At 67.7% G+C, this 19,001-nt stretch carries 20 protein-coding genes; 14 read left to right on the top strand and 6 right to left on the bottom strand.

Annotated elements, in window-relative coordinates; genetic code table 11:
* Nucleotides 1–118 precede the first annotated feature (118 nt).
* The 10 genes from BLU62_RS10935 to BLU62_RS10890 are packed head-to-tail and all read left to right on the top strand — an operon-like array spanning nucleotide 119 to nucleotide 9,909.
* Nucleotides 119–1,207, top strand: coding sequence for a PhoH family protein (locus BLU62_RS10935; RefSeq protein WP_074849539.1), 1,089 nt, complete (start codon nucleotides 119–121; stop codon nucleotides 1,205–1,207).
* The gene (gene ybeY / locus BLU62_RS10930) at nucleotides 1,204–1,785 is read left to right on the top strand and encodes an rRNA maturation RNase YbeY (protein ID WP_074849537.1); all 582 of its coding nucleotides are present in this window, start codon (nucleotides 1,204–1,206) and stop codon (nucleotides 1,783–1,785) included. Before BLU62_RS10935 ends, ybeY begins: the two co-directional genes overlap by 4 nt.
* A gap of 2 nt (nucleotides 1,786–1,787) precedes the next feature.
* Entirely contained in the window at nucleotides 1,788–3,215 is a 1,428-nt protein-coding gene (locus BLU62_RS10925; protein WP_074849535.1) for a hemolysin family protein, read from the top strand.
* Nucleotides 3,212–3,556, top strand: a complete 345-nt coding sequence (locus tag BLU62_RS10920) for a cytidine deaminase (RefSeq protein ID WP_074849533.1) — start codon at nucleotides 3,212–3,214, stop codon at nucleotides 3,554–3,556. Before BLU62_RS10925 ends, BLU62_RS10920 begins: the two co-directional genes overlap by 4 nt.
* Entirely contained in the window at nucleotides 3,549–4,472 is a 924-nt protein-coding gene (gene era / locus BLU62_RS10915; RefSeq protein WP_074852830.1) for a GTPase Era, read from the top strand. The genes BLU62_RS10920 and era overlap by 8 nt, the downstream gene beginning before the upstream one ends.
* A 55-nt stretch (nucleotides 4,473–4,527) precedes the next feature.
* Complete coding sequence (locus BLU62_RS10910) at nucleotides 4,528–5,934, top strand: YhgE/Pip domain-containing protein (protein WP_074849531.1); 1,407 nt, start codon at nucleotides 4,528–4,530, stop codon at nucleotides 5,932–5,934.
* A 51-nt stretch (nucleotides 5,935–5,985) separates the two neighbouring features.
* Nucleotides 5,986–7,839, top strand: coding sequence for a pyruvate kinase (locus BLU62_RS10905; RefSeq protein WP_084811778.1), 1,854 nt, complete (start codon nucleotides 5,986–5,988; stop codon nucleotides 7,837–7,839).
* A gap of 54 nt (nucleotides 7,840–7,893) precedes the next feature.
* On the top strand, nucleotides 7,894–8,709 hold the full coding sequence (recO, locus tag BLU62_RS10900) for a DNA repair protein RecO (RefSeq protein ID WP_074849529.1): 816 nt from the start codon (nucleotides 7,894–7,896) through the stop codon (nucleotides 8,707–8,709).
* Nucleotides 8,690–9,511, top strand: coding sequence for an isoprenyl transferase (locus BLU62_RS10895; RefSeq protein ID WP_074849526.1), 822 nt, complete (start codon nucleotides 8,690–8,692; stop codon nucleotides 9,509–9,511). Before recO ends, BLU62_RS10895 begins: the two co-directional genes overlap by 20 nt.
* On the top strand, nucleotides 9,508–9,909 hold the full coding sequence (locus tag BLU62_RS10890) for a hypothetical protein (RefSeq protein WP_074849525.1): 402 nt from the start codon (nucleotides 9,508–9,510) through the stop codon (nucleotides 9,907–9,909). Before BLU62_RS10895 ends, BLU62_RS10890 begins: the two co-directional genes overlap by 4 nt.
* Before the next feature lie 43 nt (nucleotides 9,910–9,952).
* On the opposite strand, the gene BLU62_RS10885 is transcribed toward BLU62_RS10890, so the two are convergent.
* The 4 genes from BLU62_RS10885 to BLU62_RS10870 all read right to left on the bottom strand — a co-directional run bounded on the left by BLU62_RS10885 (nucleotide 9,953) and on the right by BLU62_RS10870 (nucleotide 12,873).
* The gene (locus BLU62_RS10885) at nucleotides 9,953–10,384 is read right to left on the bottom strand and encodes a Fur family transcriptional regulator (RefSeq protein ID WP_074849523.1); all 432 of its coding nucleotides are present in this window, start codon (nucleotides 10,382–10,384) and stop codon (nucleotides 9,953–9,955) included.
* Nucleotides 10,381–10,752 carry an ArsR/SmtB family transcription factor gene (locus BLU62_RS10880; RefSeq protein ID WP_074852828.1) on the bottom strand — a complete coding sequence of 124 codons (372 nt, stop codon included), beginning with the start codon at nucleotides 10,750–10,752 and terminating at the stop codon, nucleotides 10,381–10,383. Before BLU62_RS10880 ends, BLU62_RS10885 begins: the two co-directional genes overlap by 4 nt.
* Before the next feature lie 94 nt (nucleotides 10,753–10,846).
* Nucleotides 10,847–12,304, bottom strand: coding sequence for a M28 family metallopeptidase (locus BLU62_RS10875; RefSeq protein ID WP_244278116.1), 1,458 nt, complete (start codon nucleotides 12,302–12,304; stop codon nucleotides 10,847–10,849).
* Nucleotides 12,305–12,357: 53 nt separating this feature from the next.
* Entirely contained in the window at nucleotides 12,358–12,873 is a 516-nt protein-coding gene (locus BLU62_RS10870; protein ID WP_074849519.1) for a MarR family winged helix-turn-helix transcriptional regulator, read from the bottom strand.
* 326 nt (nucleotides 12,874–13,199) lie between these two features.
* On the opposite strand from BLU62_RS10870, the gene BLU62_RS10865 reads away from it, so the two are divergent.
* Nucleotides 13,200–13,436, top strand: coding sequence for a hypothetical protein (locus tag BLU62_RS10865; RefSeq protein WP_074849518.1), 237 nt, complete (start codon nucleotides 13,200–13,202; stop codon nucleotides 13,434–13,436).
* Between the two features lie 6 nt (nucleotides 13,437–13,442).
* On the opposite strand, the gene BLU62_RS33805 is transcribed toward BLU62_RS10865, so the two are convergent.
* Both BLU62_RS33805 and BLU62_RS10860 read right to left on the bottom strand, forming a co-directional pair.
* Nucleotides 13,443–14,048 (bottom strand): helix-turn-helix transcriptional regulator, encoded by a 606-nt coding sequence (locus tag BLU62_RS33805; protein WP_244278115.1) that lies wholly within the window; start codon nucleotides 14,046–14,048, stop codon nucleotides 13,443–13,445.
* On the bottom strand, nucleotides 14,045–15,388 hold the full coding sequence (locus BLU62_RS10860; RefSeq protein ID WP_244278114.1) for an ATP-binding protein: 1,344 nt from the start codon (nucleotides 15,386–15,388) through the stop codon (nucleotides 14,045–14,047). The genes BLU62_RS33805 and BLU62_RS10860 overlap by 4 nt, the downstream gene beginning before the upstream one ends.
* A gap of 257 nt (nucleotides 15,389–15,645) precedes the next feature.
* Between BLU62_RS10860 and BLU62_RS10855 the strand changes: the two genes are divergently transcribed.
* From BLU62_RS10855 to BLU62_RS10845, 3 genes are all read left to right on the top strand, one after another.
* Nucleotides 15,646–17,031, top strand: coding sequence for a glycine--tRNA ligase (locus tag BLU62_RS10855; RefSeq protein ID WP_074849516.1), 1,386 nt, complete (start codon nucleotides 15,646–15,648; stop codon nucleotides 17,029–17,031).
* 149 nt (nucleotides 17,032–17,180) lie between these two features.
* Nucleotides 17,181–17,675, top strand: a complete 495-nt coding sequence (locus BLU62_RS10850) for a cold-shock protein (RefSeq protein WP_074849514.1) — start codon at nucleotides 17,181–17,183, stop codon at nucleotides 17,673–17,675.
* Nucleotides 17,668–18,984, top strand: coding sequence for a deoxyguanosinetriphosphate triphosphohydrolase (locus BLU62_RS10845; protein ID WP_074849512.1), 1,317 nt, complete (start codon nucleotides 17,668–17,670; stop codon nucleotides 18,982–18,984). The genes BLU62_RS10850 and BLU62_RS10845 overlap by 8 nt, the downstream gene beginning before the upstream one ends.
* The last annotated feature ends 17 nt before the right edge of the window (nucleotides 18,985–19,001 follow it).

Genomic DNA, 19,001 nt, shown 5'->3' with positions numbered 1-19,001 from the left:
TCGGCTGTTGCATAGCGATACACTGACCACACAACTGCACGTTTCCTTCCGTGAATCCTCACTGTGAGGTGACGGACGCGCAGCCCACAATCGCAGACCACCAGGAGTGATTTCATACGTGAGTGACGACAACCCCGACCCGAGCGGGCAATCCAGCCGTACGCAGCCGCGCCGGTCTGGGGTCACATCCACCGTCGAAGTCTCTCCCGGAGTGGTGTTCGGGCTGCTCGGCGCCAGTGACGTCAACCTACGGACGCTCGAACAGCTGCTGCCCGCCGACATCCATGTCCGTGGCAACCAGGTGACGCTGACCGGCGAGCCCGCCGATGTCGCGGCCTCCGAGCGCGTCATCGCCGAACTCACCGACCTCGTCGGACGTGGCACCCCGCTGACCCCGGACCTGGTCCGGCACAGCGTGTCGATGCTGTCCGACGGCAGCCAGGAATCGCCCGCCGAGGTGCTGTCGCTGGACATCCTCTCGCGCCGCGGCAAGACGATCCGGCCCAAGACGCTGAACCAGAAGCATTACGTCGACGCCATCGACAACCACACCATCGTGTTCGGCCTGGGTCCGGCCGGTACGGGTAAGACCTACCTCGCGATGGCCAAGGCCGTGCAGGCGTTGCAGTCGAAGTCGGTCAACCGCATCATCCTCACCCGTCCCGCCGTCGAGGCCGGCGAACGCCTCGGCTTCCTGCCGGGCACGCTGAGCGAGAAGATCGATCCCTATCTGCGTCCGCTGTACGACGCGTTGCACGACATGATGGACCCCGAAGCGATCCCGAAGCTCATGGCTGCCGGGGTCATCGAGGTCGCTCCGCTGGCCTACATGCGAGGCCGCACCCTCAACGACGCCTTCATCATTCTCGACGAGGCGCAGAACACGACGAGTGAGCAGATGAAGATGTTCCTGACGCGCCTGGGCTTCGGCTCCAAGGTGGTCGTCACCGGTGACGTGACCCAGGTGGACCTCCCGGGCGGCGCGAAGAGCGGCCTGATGGCGGCGACCGCGATCCTCGAGGGCATCGACGACATCCACTTCTCCCGCCTCACCAGCGCCGACGTCGTGCGGCACCGTCTGGTCGCCGACATCGTCGACGCCTACGGGCGTGCGGAGGAATCCCAGCGCACCAACGAGCGCCTCGACGCCGCGATCGGCGGCAACCGCGCCTCGCGTCGTGCGGCCGGCCACCGGCGTCGCTCATGAGCATCGAGCTGGCCAACGAGTCCGGGGTCGAGATCCCGGCCGAGCTGATCATCGACGCCGCGCGTTTCGCCGTGAACGCGATGGACGTGAACCCCGGCGCGCTGCTGTCGGTCCTCTGCGTCGACGAGGACACCATGGCCGACATGCACGTGCAGTGGATGGATCTGCCCGGGCCCACCGACGTGATGAGCTTCCCGATGGACGAGCTCGTCCCCGGCGGCCGTCCCGACGCCACGGACCTGGGTCCGGCGATCCTGGGCGACATCGTCCTGTGCCCCGAGTTCGCACGGAAGCAGGCCCGCGAAGCGCGCCGCTCCTTCGATCACGAACTCGCGATGCTCACCATCCACGGTGTGCTCCATCTCCTCGGCTACGACCATGCCGAACCCGAGGAAGAGCGCGAGATGTTCGGGCTGCAGAACGAGATCCTCGACTCCTTCTACGCCGACCGGCATCGACGCGCGCAGGATCAGCGGCAGACCGACCGTGACTCGCGGCTGTTGTCCAACATCGGATTCACCGGAACCGAAGAGGGGTCCGGGGAGACGGGAACGACCGGACGGTCCGAGGAGGACTGAGCGTGTCCTCCGACTATTGGTTCATCGTGGCCGCAGTCGTACTGATCGGGCTCGGCGGGTTGTTCGCCGCCGTCGACACCGCGGTCTCGACTGTCTCCAACGCCCGCGTCGACGACATGGTCCGGGAGGGTCGGGCCGGGGCTCGCCGCCTCGCGATCATCCTCGACTCCCGCGCCACCTACCTGGGACTCGTGGTCCTGCTACGAGTGGCCTGCGAGGCCGCGGCCGCCGCACTGATCGCCGTGTCGGCGACCCGATGGCTCGGCGTCGGTTGGGGACTCGTCGTCGCTATCACCGCGATGACGGTCATCTCCTATGTCGCCATGGGCGTCGGGCCGCGCACCCTCGGCCGGCAGCATGCGTACACGATCGCGCTGTCGACGTCGTACCTGTTGTCGGCGCTGGGCGTGCTGCTCAAGCCGGTGACCCGCCTGCTGATCCTCATCGGTAACGCCCTCACCCCGGGCCGCGGCTTCCGAAACGGCCCGTTCGCCACCGAGATCGAGCTGCGCGAGGTCGTCGACCTCGCCGAGGCACGCGGGGTGGTCGCCGCCGACGAGCGCCGCATGATCCATTCGGTGTTCGACCTCGGCGACACCAGTGCGCGTGAGGTCATGGTGCCGCGTCCGGAGATGGTGTGGATCGAGGCCGACAAGAACGTCCTGCAGGCCACCAATCTCGCGACACGGTCGGGACATTCGCGAATCCCGGTCATCGGCGAGAACACCGACGACGTGCTGGGCATCGTGTACCTGAAGGACATGGTCGCGCGGACGGTCGCCAAACGCACCGACCCGACGACGCTGCGGGTCGCCGACATCATGCGCGACGCGGAGTTCATCCCGGATTCCAAGCCGCTCGACAAAGTCCTCGCCGACATGCAGCTCACGCGCAACCACATGGCGATCCTCGTCGACGAATACGGCGGCATCGCCGGTCTCGTCACGATCGAGGACGTGCTCGAGGAGATCGTCGGCGAGATCACCGACGAATACGACACCGACGAACTCGCGCCGGTCGAGGATCTCGGCGACGGGTCGTACCGGGTGTCGGCCCGGCTCCCCGTCGAGGATCTCGGCGAGCTGTTCGACGTCGAGATCGAGGAGGAAGAGGTCGAGACGGTCGGCGGACTCGTCGCCCTCGAACTCGGACGCGTCCCGCTGCCCGGGGCCCGGGTCAAGTCCCACGGTCTGCAACTGGTGGCCGAGGGAGGTCCCACCCGAAAGGGGCGCCAGCGCATCATCACGGTGCTCGTCACCCGTGTCCCGGGGGACGACGCCGACATGCAGGACCAGCAGCGACACGAATCCTCCGGCGGTCGCGGGCATTCCGGCCGTCACGGACGTCACGACCGCACCGCGGGCCGGGAACACGAGGACGACGCCCGTCGCAGTACGCACGAGCAATCGACAGCAAGGATGAATCAGTGACCGAGACCCTCGCAGACGAGGATCAGAAGCTCGTGGTGCTCGCCCGTGGCGCGCTCGCGCGTGCCGAAGCGCGTTCGGGAGCGGCCGTTCGTGACGGCGACGGCCGTACCTATGCGGGCGCCGACGTCCGTACCGAGACCCTCACACTCAGCGGCCTCCAGGTGGCGGTCGCCTCGGCGATCTCGAGTGGGGCCAGTTCCTTCGAGGCGGCGGTGCTCGTCAACGGCGACGCCGATGATCCCGGCCTGGCGACCCTGCACGAACTGAGCCCGCTGGCCTACGCGTACGTCACCGATGCCGCCGGCCGGCCGCAGCAGCGACTGGGCGGCGCCGATGTCTGAGTCCGGCCCCGAGTTCCGTTCCGGTTTCGTCTGTTTCGTCGGCCGCCCCAACACCGGCAAGTCGACACTCACCAACGCGCTGGTGGGGGAGAAGATCGCGATCACCTCCAACCGGCCGCAGACCACGCGCCACACGATCCGCGGGATCGTCAACCGGCCGGACGCCCAGCTCATCCTCGTCGACACGCCCGGACTGCACCGGCCGCGCACGCTGCTCGGCAAGCGGCTCAACGAACTGGTCCGCGACACCTACTCCGAGGTCGATGTGATCGGCGTCTGTATCCCGGCCGACGAGGCGATCGGCCCAGGTGACCGGTGGATCATCTCGCAGGTGCGCGAGATGGCTCCGCGCACCACGCTTCTCGGCATCGTCACCAAGATCGACCGGGTCGGCCCCGAACAGGTCGCCAAGCAGCTCATGGCGCTCTCCGAACTCCTCGGCCCGGACTCCGAGGTCGTCCCCGTGTCGGCGAAGTCGGGCAAGCAGGTCGACGTCCTCGGCGATGTACTCGTCAGCCTGATGGAAGAGGGCCCGGCGTTCTATCCCGACGGTGAGCTCACCGACGAACCCGAACAGGTCCTGATGGCCGAGTTCATCCGCGAGGCCGCGCTCGAAGGCGTCCACGACGAGCTGCCGCATTCGCTCGCCGTCGTCATCGAGGAGGTCATCGATCGTGAGGACCGGCGTCCGGACCAGCCGCCGATGGTCGACGTCCACGCGGTGCTCTTCGTCGAGCGGGACAGCCAGAAGGGCATCATCATCGGGCGGAAGGGTGCGCGCCTGAAAGAGGTCGGTACAGTTGCCCGCGCACAGATCGAGCGTCTGCTGGGGACCAAGGTCTACCTGGATCTGCACGTGAAGGTCGCCAAGGACTGGCAACGCGACCCCAAGCAGCTACGCCGACTGGGCTTTTAGACGAGCAGATTGGCGGCACCGTCCTCGCGGACACGGGCCGCGGGGGAGGTTGTCGATGGGAACGCACGCGTCGCAGGAGGCCGCCGACACCGGTCGCGGGGCGCACGAGGTGCCGGAGGTCGAGGAACCGACTGGACGGACCATCGCCGGGGTTCTCGGATCACCACGGTTCTGGCTGGCACCGCTGATCCTCGTCGCGGTGCTGTTCTCGCTCATGGCCGCGTTGTACATGTCGGCCGTCGTCGACCCGCAGCGCCACCTCCACGACTTCCCGATCGCCCTCGTCAACGAGGACTCCGGCGGCGAGGTGACCGGCGCCGACGGCAAGGCCACCGAGCAGAACATCGGCGATCAGGTCGCCGACGGCATCATCTCCTCGGCCGCCGACAACGGCATCGTCGTCCGACGCACCGATCGGTCGACCGCTCTCGGCGAACTGAACAGCGGCAAGGTGTACGGCGTCGTCGTCATCGGTTCGAACTTCACCAATCGTGCGGTCGCGCTGGGCCGTTCGACGGTGCTCCCGGCGCAGCCGACGCGCCCCGCCATCGACATCTTCATCAACCGCGGGTCCGGCGCCTTCGCGTCGTCGATCACCTCGACCTTCGCCGAGCAGGTGACCACCCGGGTCAACGCCGAGGTCGGGCAGCAGCTGACCGCGCAGGTGCGCGATCAGCTCGACCGCAACGACGTCACGTTCACCGGCGCCGCCCAGCTCGCGCTCGCCAGTCCGGTTGCGGTCTCGGTGTCGGAGCCGACGCCGCTGCCACAGGGCGCCGGAAATGGATTGTCGGCGTTCTACCTCACGCTGCTCCTGGTGCTGGCCGGTTTCACCGGCGCGATGATGGTGAGCATCGTCGTCGACGGCATGCTGGGCCAGACGCCCATCGAGTACGGCCCGTTCTACCAACTCCGCGAACGTCTCGCGATCAGCCGCTGGGCGACGCTCGCCGCCAAGTGGACCATCATGTTCCTCGTCGCGGTGGTCCTCTCGACCCTGTTCATCGCGGTGGGCTCGTGGGTGGGCACGTCCCTGCCGAACGCCTTCGTGCTGTGGCTGATCTCGATCCTCGCGATCTTCGCGGTCGGGGTGAGCGCAAGCGCGATGATGGCCGTTTTCGGCAATGCCGGCCTGCTGTTCAACCTCGTCTTCTTCGTGGTGTTCGGCCTGCCGTCCTCGGGCGGGACCCTGCCGCTGGAGGCCAGTCCGCGGTTCTTCGAATGGATCGCGGCGATCGAGCCGATGCACGTCATCTACCTCGGGGTGCGGTCGATCCTGTACTTCGACGCCGACCTGTCCGCTGGCCTGGCCCGCTCGATCATCCAGTGCCTGATCGGTCTGCTCGTCGGTGTGCTGCTGGGTCTGCTCGGCACCAAGTATTACGACCGCAAGGGCTGGCACCGGTACCCGGGTGGCATGACGCTGCCGCCGAAGCTCGACAAGATCGTGAACGCCGGCTGAAAAGGCAGTTCGGGCCGCCCCCGTTTCGGGGAAACCTGGCACGGTGGACGTATGGGTACCCCGGTGGAGATGTCGATCGAGGAGGTGTCGGCTGCTCTGCATGACCTGCGAGACGAGCTCGACCGTGCCGAGGAGATGGCCGGGCCGCTGATCTCAGCAGTCGCCGAGCAGCACCGGCAGAGTGCACGCAATCTCGTGCACTACGTGACGGTGCGCCGTCGCGACCTGCGGCCGCTGCAGGCGTCGATGGCCGCCCACGGACTCTCGAGCCTCGGCCGGATGGAGTCAATCGTCCACTCATGGATCGAGACGGTCATCGAAACCGTCGATGCGCTCGTCGAAGGTCGACGGCGGCAACCGATCTGGGGTGATCTCGCCGACGGTGTGCGGGTCCTCAGCGCCAACCGGGATCAGTTGCTGGGAAGTGTGCACCCCGGCGGAAGCGACGACGCCAGCGCCGATCGACCCGGCGACGAGCACGGTGAGCGGTCGAGCCGGGTGATGGTCACGATGCCGACGCAGGCCGCCGACGAACCCGACCTGGTGCGGCGCATGGGCGCGGCCGGCATGGACGTGGCACGGGTGAACTGCGCCCACGACGGACCCGCGGAATGGGCGCGGATGATCGAGTCGGTGCGTGCGCTACCCGGACACGTGCGCGTGGCGATGGACCTGGCCGGACCCAAACTCCGTACCGGACCGCTCGAACCGGGCCCGAAGGTCGTGAAGGTCAAACCGGTGCGCGCCGACGACGGGACCGTCGAACGGCGATCCCGGGTGCGGTTCAGCACGACGCCACCGGCGCCTGACCACGAACTGCCCGAAGGCCTCGACGCGATCATCCCGGTCGCCGGCGTCGACACCGTGTTCGACGGTGATGCACTCGAACTGCGCGACGCGCGTGGTCGGCATCGCCGTCTCGACGTCGTCGGGGTGTCCGAGGCCGGGATCGACGCCGAGTGCGACCGCACCGTCTACTACCGGTCGGGGGCGTCGATCTCGATCACACGGTCCGGTGACATGGTCGTCGTCGGAGATCTGCCCGAGAAGCGTCAGCATCTGCTGATCCGCACCGGCGACGAGATCCGGCTCCAGCGCAACCTGTCGCCGATGCCGGCGACCAGGGTCGGACCTCATCGGATCGGATGTGAACTCGGTGAGGCCTTCGACGATGTGCAACCCGGACATCGGGTGCTCTTCGACGACGGCAAGATCGCCGGCCGGGTGCTGGAGAGGCTCGACGACGAGATCGTCGTCGACGTCGAACGTGCCGGCCCGAAGGGTTCGAAACTGCGCGCGGAGAAGGGCATCAACCTCCCGGATACGACGCTGCACATCCCTGCGCTGACAGCGGACGACCGCGCGGCTCTCGAGTTCGTGGCGACGCACGCGGACATGGTCAACTTCTCGTTCGTCCGGTCGCCGGAGGACGTCGCCGACCTGATCGCCGAACTCGAACGCCTCGATGCCGGGAACGTCGGGATCGTGCTCAAGGTCGAGACCCGCGCCGCGTTCGAATCGCTGCCGCAGATGCTGCTCGAGGCGATGCGGTGGGACGCGGTCGGTGTGATGATCGCGCGCGGGGACCTCGCCGTGGAGGTCGGGTTCGGTCGGCTCGCGGAGGTCCAGGAGGAGATCCTCTGGTTGTGCGAGGCAGCCCACATCCCGGTCATCTGGGCCACACAGGTTCTCGACGGTCTGGCGAAAAAGGGTGTGCCGTCGCGCGCGGAGGTCACCGACGCCGCGATGGGTCGTCGTGCCGAGGGGGTCATGCTCAACAAGGGTCCGTACATCGTCGAGGCCATCGAGGCGCTGACCTCGATCCTCGACCGGATGGGTGGTCACGTCGAGAAGAAGCGGTCGCTGTTGCGCCCCCTGACCTCGTTCGACATCAGCCCACGCTGACTACGCTGGCATGTCGGGGTCGGCGGTGTCGGTAGACGGTGGGACAATCGGCGGGTGAGGTTCTACCGGGATGAGGCCGTCGTGCTCCGCCAGCACAAGCTGGGCGAGGCCGACCGCATCATCACCCTGCTGACCGCGGAGCACGGGCTCGTGCGCGCGGTCGCCAAGGGGGTGCGCCGGACCCGGTCGAAGTTCGGCGCCCGTCTCGAACCGTTCGCCCACATCGACGTGCACCTGTATCCGGGTCGCAGCCTCGACGTCGTCACCCAGGTGCACAGCCTGCACGCCTTCGCCGACGCGATCGTCGCCGACTACGGCCGCTACACGACGGCCTGTGCGGTTCTCGAGACCGCCGAGCGGCTCGCGGGCGAGGAGCGGGCCCCGACGCGCCAGCTCCACCGTCTCACCGTGGGTGCGTTGCAGGCGCTGGCCGAGGACCGTCGGGCGCGGGAACTGATCCTCGACGCCTACCTGTTGCGCGCGATGTACAGCGCCGGGTGGATGCCCGCGCTGGAGGAGTGCGCGCGATGTGCCACGCCCGGCCCGCACCGTGCCTTCCACGTCGCCGCGGGTGGGGCAGTGTGCCTGCACTGCCGGCCGCCCGGCTCGGCCACGCCGTCGCCCGGCGTCCTCGACCTGATGGACGCGTTGTTCCGCGGTCAGTGGGAACACGTGGAGGAGTCGTCGAACTCCCTGCGCCGCCAGGCCAGCGGCCTCACCGCCGCGCATCTGCAATGGCATCTCGAACGTCAGCTGCGAACCCTGCCGCTCATCGAGCGCACGGCGCCTCATAGGCTGATGGAAACGGGTGTCGAACCAGGTGCGGATCACGGGGTGAGGAGAGTCGACGATGGCGTTGCGGCCGGGTAGTTCGTCGAAGGGTCGCAAGCCGACGAGCCCACGCACGGAGGTTCGTCCGCCGGATCCTCATCCCAGCGGAGCGCGGCCCCCGGCCATCCCCGCCCAGTTCGTGCCGAAGCACGTGGCTTTGGTGATGGACGGCAACGGGCGCTGGGCCACCGATCGCGGCCTGCCCCGCACCGAGGGACACAAGCGCGGCGAAGCCGTTCTGATGGACACCGTGTGCGGCTGCATCGAATTGGGCGTGGGTTGGCTGTCGGCGTATGCCTTCTCGACCGAGAACTGGTCGCGGAGCCCCGACGAGGTGCGCTTCCTGATGGGCTTCAACCGCGACGTCATTCGTCGTCGACGCGACGAGATGCACGAGATGGGTGTGCGGGTCCGCTGGGCCGGCCGCCGACCCCGCCTGTGGCGCAGCGTCATTCGTGAGCTCGAGATCGCCGAGGAGCTGACGAAGGACAACACCGTGATGACGCTGACGATGTGCGTCAACTACGGTGGGCGTGCCGAGATCGCCGACGCGGCCCGCGAGATCGCCCGGCGCGCGGCACGCGGAGAGATCGATCCCGAGCGCATCTCCGAGTCGACCTTCGCCCGCTACCTCGACGAACCCGACATGCCCGACGTCGACCTGTTCCTGCGTCCGTCGGGTGAGCAGCGGATCTCGAATTTCCTGCTGTGGCAGTCCGCCTACGCCGAGATGGTCTATCAGGAGAAGCTGTTCCCCGACTTCGATCGGCGGGATCTGTGGGATGCCTGCCTGGAGTACGCATCCCGTGACCGTCGCTTCGGTGGGGTGAAGCCGTCGTGACCGATGCCGCCGCGCTGCTCGAGCGCGCCGCCGCCATCGTGGCCGAGTTGGGTCCCACCGACCGTCCCGACGCGGAATCCGTTGTGGTGCAGGTGGGTCCGACGCGTGCGTCGATCCGCGTGCTCACCCTGTCGGACGGTCTCGACGTGCTGGCCCTGACCCAGATGGTGGCGATGGACCTGCCGAACACCCCGACCCTGCGTGACGACGTGGAGACCTTCGGCGCACAGCTGAGTTTCGGCAGCCTGCGACGTTCCGATCCGGACGGCGTCACCACAGATGTCCTGCAGTACTACACCTTTCCCGCCGGAAAGCTCGACGACCTGCCGCTGCTGACGGTCCTGCACATCGTGCTCGCCGCCGGGGTCGACGCCGCCGAGCGACTGGTGGCCAAGTAGCCGTCCCGCCCTGACGTCGCACGCGACGTCGATCAGGCGGGAGTCAGTTGCGCTGGCACCCTTGGCAATCCGAGCAGAGCCCGAAGACCTCGACCGTGTGGTTGATGTCGGTGAAGCCGTGTTCGGCGGCGATGGTGGCGGCCCACTTCTCGACCGGATCGGCCTGCACCTCGACGGTGGTGCCGCAGCTGCGGCACACCAGGTGATGGTGGTGCCCGGAGGAGCAGTGGCGATAACGGGTCTCGCCGGAACCGTCCCACAGCACGTCGATCTGACCGGCCTGGCTCAACGCCTGGAGGTTTCGATACACAGTGGTCAGACCGATGGATTCGCCACGGCCCTTGAGGATCTCGTGGAGTTCCTGCGCGGAGCAGAAGTCGTCGGTGCCGGCGAGGGCGTCGGCGATGGCGGCACGCTGACGCGTCGAACGGACTCCGGTGACCGGCTGCGGGCCGGGCGCCTCGACGCCGGTCATTCGGACACCGCCGACGGGCCGGGGTGGGTCTCGTTCGCGTGGACCAGTGCGTCGACGACGATGTGGGCGACGTGGTCGTCGAGCAGTTCGTAGGTGATCTCGCGGCCGTTGCGCTGACCGCGGACCACGCCGGCGTCCTTGAGGACGCGCAGGTGCTGGCTGACGAGGGGCTGGCTCAGGCCGAGGTGGCCGACGAGTTCGTGTACGCACTGCACGCGCTCGCGCAGCGACAGGACGATCGCGACCCGGGTGGGGGAGGCGAGGGCCCGCAGGAGATCGGCAGCCGCCTCCCGTGCGGCCGCGTCGGAGTCCGCGACCGGCCCGGACGCGCCGAGCCGGCCGGACCCCTCGATCGGTTCAGTCGACATCTTCACTCCTTCCGGGCTGCTCGCGTCAGCAACGTGGCCATTCTAACGGAAATGGTTTTCAAACAGCGACGGTGGATGAACGGCGATGGTGGATTCAGCCTTCGGCTCGCTGCCGCGTTCCGACCGCCGGAACGCCGTCGGGGCCGTTCGTCGAGAGAGCATAGGTGGCCACCGCATGGGCGACGGCTGCGGAGTTGACGGCCAGCAGTTCGGTGTTGACGTTGTCGATGGTGTCGCGCGGGCTGTGGTAGTCGGGATCGAAGGGCTCGCCCGCCTTGCCGCCCCACATCTCCACCTGCTTCTCGCTCTTCTTCCGTTCCGCGCCGGTCAGCACGCCGCCGGAGGGGATACCGACCTCGATGAACGGGCCGTAGTCGGATCGGCCGTCGAAGTCCGTCGAACCGAGGGGGATTCCGCGATCGGCGTAGAACTTCGCGAAGACGCGTTCGATGCCGTCGGAGCCGGCGGGACCCGCCCCGGCACCCTTGCGTTCGGAGTCGTCACCGTCGTAGGTGAAGTACCCGCCGTTGGGGGAGGCGAGCATGTCGAAGTTCAGATACAGCGCGACGGCGCGTCGTCCGGCGGTGTCGAGGCCGCGAACGTACTCCGTCGATCCGACCAGTCCGTCCTCCTCGCCGCCCCAGAAGGCGAATCGCAGCCGATGGGGGACCTGCGGTGACGATCCGAGCCGCAACGCGGTCTCGAGGACCGCCGCGCTGCCGCTCGCGTTGTCGTTCATACCGGGGCCTTCCACGACGCTGTCGAGGTGGGCGCCGGTCACCACGACGTCGTCGGCCGACCCGGTGCGGGTCTCGGCGATGACGTTGCGGGTCGTGATCGGGGTGGTCTCCGCGTCGACCGACAGGCGTACCTCCGGTGCCGACCGCACCCGCTGCCGGTCGTCGGAGCTGATCCCGACCACCGGGATGGTCGGCCGGTCGTCGGGGCCGAGGGTCGAGCCCAGCATCGCCTGCGGTTCGGTGTTGACCACGATGACCCCCACCGCGCCGGCCGCCTGGGCGGTGCGGGCCTTGTCGACGAAGGTGCATTCGCCGCGGGTGACCACGGCGACGGAGTCGCGCACGGTGGGCGGGTAGTCGCCCGGGGTGCATCCGAGGCCGCCCACCTCGACAGGTTTCGCGGTGACCGGCTTGTCGCCGGTCCCCGCCGAGTACTCGAGGACGTTCGCGTCGATCTTGTCCCCGCCTGCGGTCAGCTCGACCGGTCCGGCGTCGAACCGCTGGTAGCCGAACTCAGGGGTCGTGACCTCGAATCCGGCGGTGCGCAGGAGTCCGGCGACGTAGTCGACCGAGGCGTCGTATCCGGGTGTGCCCGATGCCCGGGTCCCGCGGTGGTTGTCCGCGATCTGCTGCAAGGCCCGGACATGACCCATGACGCGGTCGAGGGTGACCGCGCCTGCGAGTCCGGCAGGGGTGACCTCGCCGACCGGCGGGGCGACGACCGGGGTCGACACCGGAGCCGGGGGTCGGGATGGTGCGCCCGGGGGCACTTCACCGGAGCAGCCGGCGATGGCGAAGACCACAGCGGTCATCGCCAACATCTTCATCGGGGCACGAGTCACCATCAGCTGCGTGCTCGGGGTGGTCAGGCGTCCCCGGCGCTCTGTCGCATGGCGGTCAACGCGTCGCGGAGTCGCTTGACGTCTTTCGGGGTGCTGCCCTGCATCCCGAATCCGACGTCGGTCAGGCCACGTGTCGCACCGGCCACGACCTTCCGTCCCTGGGATGTGATCGTCACGCACGTGGCCCGACGGTCGGTCGGGTGAGGGCTGCGCTCCAGGAGCTTTCGGGCTTCCAGCCGATCGGTCGCCAGTGTCGCGGTGGTCGCGTGCACCATCAGGTTGCGGGCGAGGCTGGAGATCAGGCGGGTGCCGTGCTCCGAGAGCTGCAGGGTCATGAGCAGGAGGTAATCGGTCATGTTGAGTCCGTGCTTCTTCAGCTCGGTCTCCACCTCGTCGGCCACGATGCGCTGATAGCGCAGCAGGGACGTCAACGCCAGGAAACGCTGTTCGTCGCCGTCGAGTTCCTGCTGCTCCCAATAGTGGCGTGCCCAGTCCACAGGGTCGCTGAGCGTGTCCGGCGTCTTCTGCTTGCTCGTCACTGATGTGCCTCTCGTGGCGTGGCCTCTGCTGTCGGCCGAGTTGGTTGTGCCTTGAGTGTCGACACAGGACAGCGGACTGCGTCGCTGTGTTCGCAGGCGAGGCGACATCCTCTGGTCCCCGACCTTTGAAAAATGGTACGTCGCACGACTGACCGGTTCCGGTAGGCCGGGTCGGAGTACCCGAAACCAGGGTCGTATATGTGGCCCAAAACATTCTCTCCGGCACCTGTGATCTAGGTCATAGGTAGGAACCTAGGTACTTTTGCGAATAGAAGCGGGCTTCCGCGCCGACCAAGGTGGGAGGTGGCAAAAGGAGGCCCTGACACATGAATGCTATGCAGCTGGATGTTCTGGAGCGGGTGGCCGTCGACCAATTGGCCGCACAGGTCGGAGGGTCGCGCAACGCGAGGTCGTCGATGTCCGTCGATGTCGACGCCGTGGCCGTGCGGAGACTCGTCGAGATGGGCTTGATCACCGATGCCGACGACTCGCCGTTCGGGCCCCGCGTCCGGATCACGCCGGCCGGAGTCGAAGCGCTGGCATACCTGGCGTCGGTGGCCTGACAAAGATCAGCCGTCGTCGCCCGCGCTGACCCACCGGGCGATCTGGGTTCGTGAACGGAAACCCAGTTTCGTCAGGATGTGGTCGACGTGGGCGTCGACGGTGCGAGGCGAGATCGTGAGCTTGGTGGCGATCTCCTTGTTGGTCAGGCCTTCCGCCACGAGCGCTGCCACCTGGTTCTCCCGGCGGGTGAGGGTGGTGCGCGGCGCCGGTGCCTCCGGACGGGGCTCGATGGTGGCGCCCGCGAGCCGAAGCGCGTCGTCGAGGGTCAGGGCCTGCCCCTTGTCGAAGGCCACGTCGAAGGTCTCGTTCCCCAGCTTCTGGCGCAGTCTGGTCTCGACTCGTCTCGTGACGGTGGCGAGCGCGGACTGAGCGAGTTTCAACTGGCTGTGGCGCTGCCACACGGTGCGGGCCGCGCCGAGCAGGGTGGCCGCCCGATCGGGGGCGCTCTGCGCCTGGCACCACCCGATCACCTCGATGCACACGGCGACCATGCCGGGATGGTCGAACTCTGCGTACAACTCGATCGCCGTGGAGATGAGCGACTCCGCTTCGCCCGTGTCGCCTCGGTTCCAGCACACGATTCCCATCGGGCCCAGTGCGATGGCCTTCACCAGATGCGCACCGTGACGCTCGGCGTACTCCAGGTAGGCTCGGCGACCTCGTCGACCGCGCGGCGAGACCACTGGAAACCCTCCAGCAGGGTGCCCGACTGCGTCCAGTACGGGAGCAGGGCGTGCACCATCTCGACCGCGGCTCCGGCTTCGCCCGGTGTGGTCAGGCTGAATGCCAGGGCCTCGCGGATGTTCGCGTGCTCGGACCGCGTACGTCTGAACCACTCGACATCGTTCGGACTGCAGTAGTCGGCGTCCGAGCGCTTCGCCAGACGCCGGAAATAGTCGCGATGGCGCAACCGGACGGTCGCAGCCTCCGTCGACGATTCGAGCTTCTCGAGTGCGTATTGGCGCATCGGTTCGAGCAGGCGATAGCGGCCCTGTTGTGCATGGTTGTCTTCGACGCGGACGATCATCGATTTGTCGAGCAATCCGATGAGCTCGTGTAGTACCCCTTCGCCGGTGGCGGACGGGAGGCAGACGCCGTCCGCGGTTTCGGCCGTGAAGCCGCCGGCGAACACCGAGAGCTGTTCCCACACCTGACGTTCGCGCGGCGAACACAGGCGGTAACCCCAGTCCACCACGGACTCGAGGGTTCGATGACGTGCCGCCCGGGTGCGTCCGCCCGCCATCACCAGCGTGTTGTCCTCGAGTCGTGCGGCGATCTCGACGGGGCCGAAGATCCGGATGCTGGCGGCCGCCAGTTCGATCGCCAGCGGCAGACCCTCGAGTCGCAGGCAGATCGCCTCGACCGCGGCGCGGTTGTCGTCGGTGATCCGGAAGCCGGGTTGTGCAGCCGACGCCCGCTCTTCGAACAGGAGCATCGCCTCGCCCAGGGCGCCGGAGGATTCGACGGTCAGGGGGCTGACCGGGAACAGCTGCTCACCTTCGACGCCCAGTATCTGGCGGCTGGTCGCGAGGATCCTGAGGGCGGGGGCGACCGACAGCATCCGCGCGATGACCTCGGAGCATGCGTCGATCAGGTGCTCACAGTTGTCGAGTACCAGGAGCAGCTTCTTCGTCCGAAGGTGCTCGGCGAGCGGGGCGAATGCGTCGGAGGAATCGCTGGGCAGGCCGAAGTGGCGGCAGAGGGTCTGTACCAGGAGGCCGCCCTGACGTAGATCCGCGAGTTCGACGACCCAGACGCCGTCGGGGAAGTCCCGACGCACACCGGCGGCGACCGCGAGCGCCAGGCGGGTCTTCCCGACGCCGCCGACCCCGGTCAGCGTCAACAGATGAGTGGTGCCGAGCAGGGCTCGGGCTCGGGTCAGATCGTCACGCCGACCGACAAAGCTCGTCAGTTCCACCGGCAGGTCGCCGGCGGTCGGGCGCGCAGTCACGGGGCCGGTATTGCACTACGTGTGAACGGCATCTCACTTCATGCGGACTGTGAGCGGCACGTCGGCCCGATTTTGGTGCCGGAGACGTCAAGCCCCTTGGTCACGGGCCCGTCGAGGTGCCACTGCATTCGGGAACACAGGCCCCGCTCGGTAGTCTGTAGGGGTTGCCGTGCGCGCGCCTGACCCCATCCGGTCGCACCGCGCATCAGCAGGACAGTTCGAAGCCGAATACCTCAACCCGTGGAGAGCAGTTAACCGTGGCCGCCCAGTCCAATGTGGAATCCGTCGTCAACCTCGCCAAGCGCCGGGGTCTGGTCTACCAGTGCGGTGAGATCTACGGCGGCACCAAGTCGGCCTGGGATTACGGGCCGCTCGGCGTCGAGCTCAAGGACAACATCAAGCGGCAGTGGTGGCGCAACATGGTCATCAGCCGTGAGGACGTCGTCGGTCTCGACTCGTCGGTCATCCTGCCGCGCCAGGTCTGGGAGGCGTCGGGCCACGTCGAGGTGTTCTCCGATCCGCTCGTCGAATCGCTGCACACCCACAAGCGCTACCGCGCCGATCACCTGATCGAGGCCTACGAGGCCAAGCACGGTCACCCGCCGGAGAACGGCCTCGCCGACATCAACGACCCCGAGACCGGTCAGCCCGGCAGCTGGACCGAGCCCAAGGCGTTCAGCGGTCTGATGAAGACCTTCCTCGGTCCGGTCGACGACGAAGAGGGCCTGCACTACCTCCGCCCGGAGACCGCGCAGGGCATCTTCGTGAACTTCAAGAACGTGATGACCACCGCGCGCAAGAAGCCGCCGTTCGGTATCGCACAGATCGGCAAGAGCTTCCGCAACGAGATCACGCCGGGCAACTTCATCTTCCGCACCCGCGAGTTCGAGCAGATGGAGATGGAGTTCTTCGTCAAGCCGGGCGAGGACGAAGAGTGGCACCAGTACTGGATCGACCAGCGCTTCGACTGGTACGTCAACCTGGGCATCGATCCGGAGAACCTGCGACTCTACGACCACCCCAAGGAGAAGCTGTCGCACTACTCCAAGCGGACCGTCGACGTCGAGTACAAGTTCGGTTTCGCCGGCAACCCGTGGGGTGAGCTCGAGGGCGTGGCCAACCGCACCGACTACGACCTGTCGACCCACAGCAAGCACTCCGGCGAGGACCTGTCGTTCTTCGACCAGGCCACCGGCGAGCGTTACACGCCATACGTCATCGAGCCGGCCGCGGGCCTGACCCGTTCGCTGATGGCATTCCTGTGCGACGCGTACACCGAGGAAGAGGTGCCGAACGCCAAGGGCGGCACCGACACTCGTACCGTGCTGCGCCTCGACCGTCGTCTCGCGCCGATCAAGGTCGCGGTGCTGCCGCTCTCGCGCAACGAGAAGCTGTCGCCGAAGGCGCGCGACCTCGCCGCGGAACTGCGCAAGCACTGGAACGTCGAGTTCGACGACGCGCAGGGCATCGGCAAGCGCTACCGCCGTCAGGACGAGATCGGTACGCCGTTCTGCGTCACCGTCGACTTCGACACCCTCGACGACCAGGCCGTGACCGTGCGTGAGCGCGACACCATGAGCCAGGAGCGCGTCGCCCTCGACAAGGTCGCCGAATACCTCGGCGGCAAGCTGCTCGGCGCCTGACCTCACCTCCGTCACACCTGGCATCCAGGTGTGGCGGAACGGTCACGATTCCGCCTGACCTGCGGTTGTCTGTCACAATTGATGGCGAGTTGTCGCGTGGAGGAGGACATGGGGTCCGTCATGCGCGCGACGAGAGAGTGAGTGGAGTCGTGTCTGTCAGCGGGAAAGTCGTTCATTACGACGCGAATCGGGGATTCGGGTTCTTGGCGCCGGAGTCGGGCGGTGCCGATGTGTTCCTCCACATCAACGACATCGACATCGACGAGAACTCGCTGAAACCGGGTGCCAAGGTGTCCTTCGACATCGAGGAGACCGACCGCGGTTCCAAGGCGATCAACGTCGCCGTGACCGAGGCGGCTCCGGCCGACGATTCGGCGGGGGCGCGTGCCCATCGCCGCGACGACCACCACGGACGCAGCGATCGCGGCGATCGCGGCGACCGGGGTCATCGTCGTGACGATCGGGAGGATCGCGGCGGGCGTCGTCCGCGCGGCGGCAGCGGTTCGCTCGACGCCGGCGCGTTCACCGAGGAGCTCACCGAACTCCTTCTCGACGCCGACGACGATCTGACCGCGCGTCAGATCGTGGCCATCCGTCAGCGGGTCACCGACTTCGCGGTCGGCCGGGGCTGGGTGCTTGACTAGCACCCATTCCGGTTCCGGCGCCGCGGGCCATGTGCTTCCGGCCGTGGCCGGTTACGGCGACGAGGCCGTCGAACGGTTTGTTCCCGAAGGTGCCAAGGTCGCGAGCCTGCCGGGCACCCGAACGGATCACCGCAGTGACTTCGCGCGCGATCGTGCGCGCGTCCTCCACTCCGCGGCATTGCGGCGCCTCGCCGACAAGACGCAGGTCGTCGGGCCCCGCGAGGGCGACACCCCACGTACCCGCCTGACCCACTCGCTCGAGGTGGGACAGATCGGGCGGGGTATCGCCATCGGTCTGGGCGCCGATCCCGATCTCGTCGAACTCGCCGGCCTGGCCCACGACATCGGGCACCCGCCCTACGGGCACAACGGTGAACGGGCGCTCGACGAGGTGGCCGCCGACTGTGGCGGTTTCGAGGGCAACGCGCAGAACCTGCGCATCCTCACGCGCCTGGAACCGAAGCTGCTCGACGCCGACGGCGCCAGTGCGGGACTGAATCTCACGCGCGCCTCGCTCGACTCGACGCTGAAGTACCCGTGGACACGACGTACCCCCGGGGGCAAGTTCGGCGCGTATGACGACGACGCGGCGACGCTCGAGTGGGTTCGCCGGGACGCTCCCGGGACCCGGCAGTGCATCGAGGCGCAGATAATGGACTGGTCCGACGACGTCGCCTACTCCGTGCACGACCTCGAGGACGGCGTCATCGGCGGCCGCATCGACCTGCGCAGCCTCGGCGACCCGCAGGACCGGCGGGAGATGGCGGAGATCGGCGCCAAGGAGTTTCCGGGGCTCGATCCCGAGGCCCTCGTAGACGCCGCGCAGCGACTCTACGAGATGGACATCGTTCGGGCGGTCGGGGTCTTCGACGGCACGCTCGACTCCTACGTCGCCCTCAAGCGACTGACCAGTGAGCTCATCGGGCGATTCGCCTCGGCCGCGATCACCGGTACCCGTGCGGTGGTCGGGGACCGGCCGGTGTCACGGTACGACGCCGATCTCGAGGTGCCCCCGCTCATCGCGGCCGAGGTCCCGATGCTCAAGACGATGGCGCTGCGGTTCATCTTCTCCAACGAACGGCACAAGGCGACCCAGCAGCGGCAGCGCGAGCGGATTCACCGCGTCGCCAACTGGTTCGTCGAAGCCGCGCCCGGGGGACTCGACCCGATCTTCGTGCCGTGGTGGAACGCCGCGGCCGACGACGCGGCCCGGATGCGGGTCGTCGTCGACCAGATCGCGTCGATGACCGAGGGTCGTCTGGAGCGCACCGACAAGCAGAACTCGGGAGCTCAGGCGCACCTGGGGTGATCTGTCCCGCACTGAAA

The sequence above is a fragment of the Gordonia westfalica genome, assembly GCF_900105725.1.
GTDB lineage: Bacteria > Actinomycetota > Actinomycetes > Mycobacteriales > Mycobacteriaceae > Gordonia > Gordonia westfalica.
This window is presented reverse-complemented; position numbering and strand designations above follow the sequence as displayed.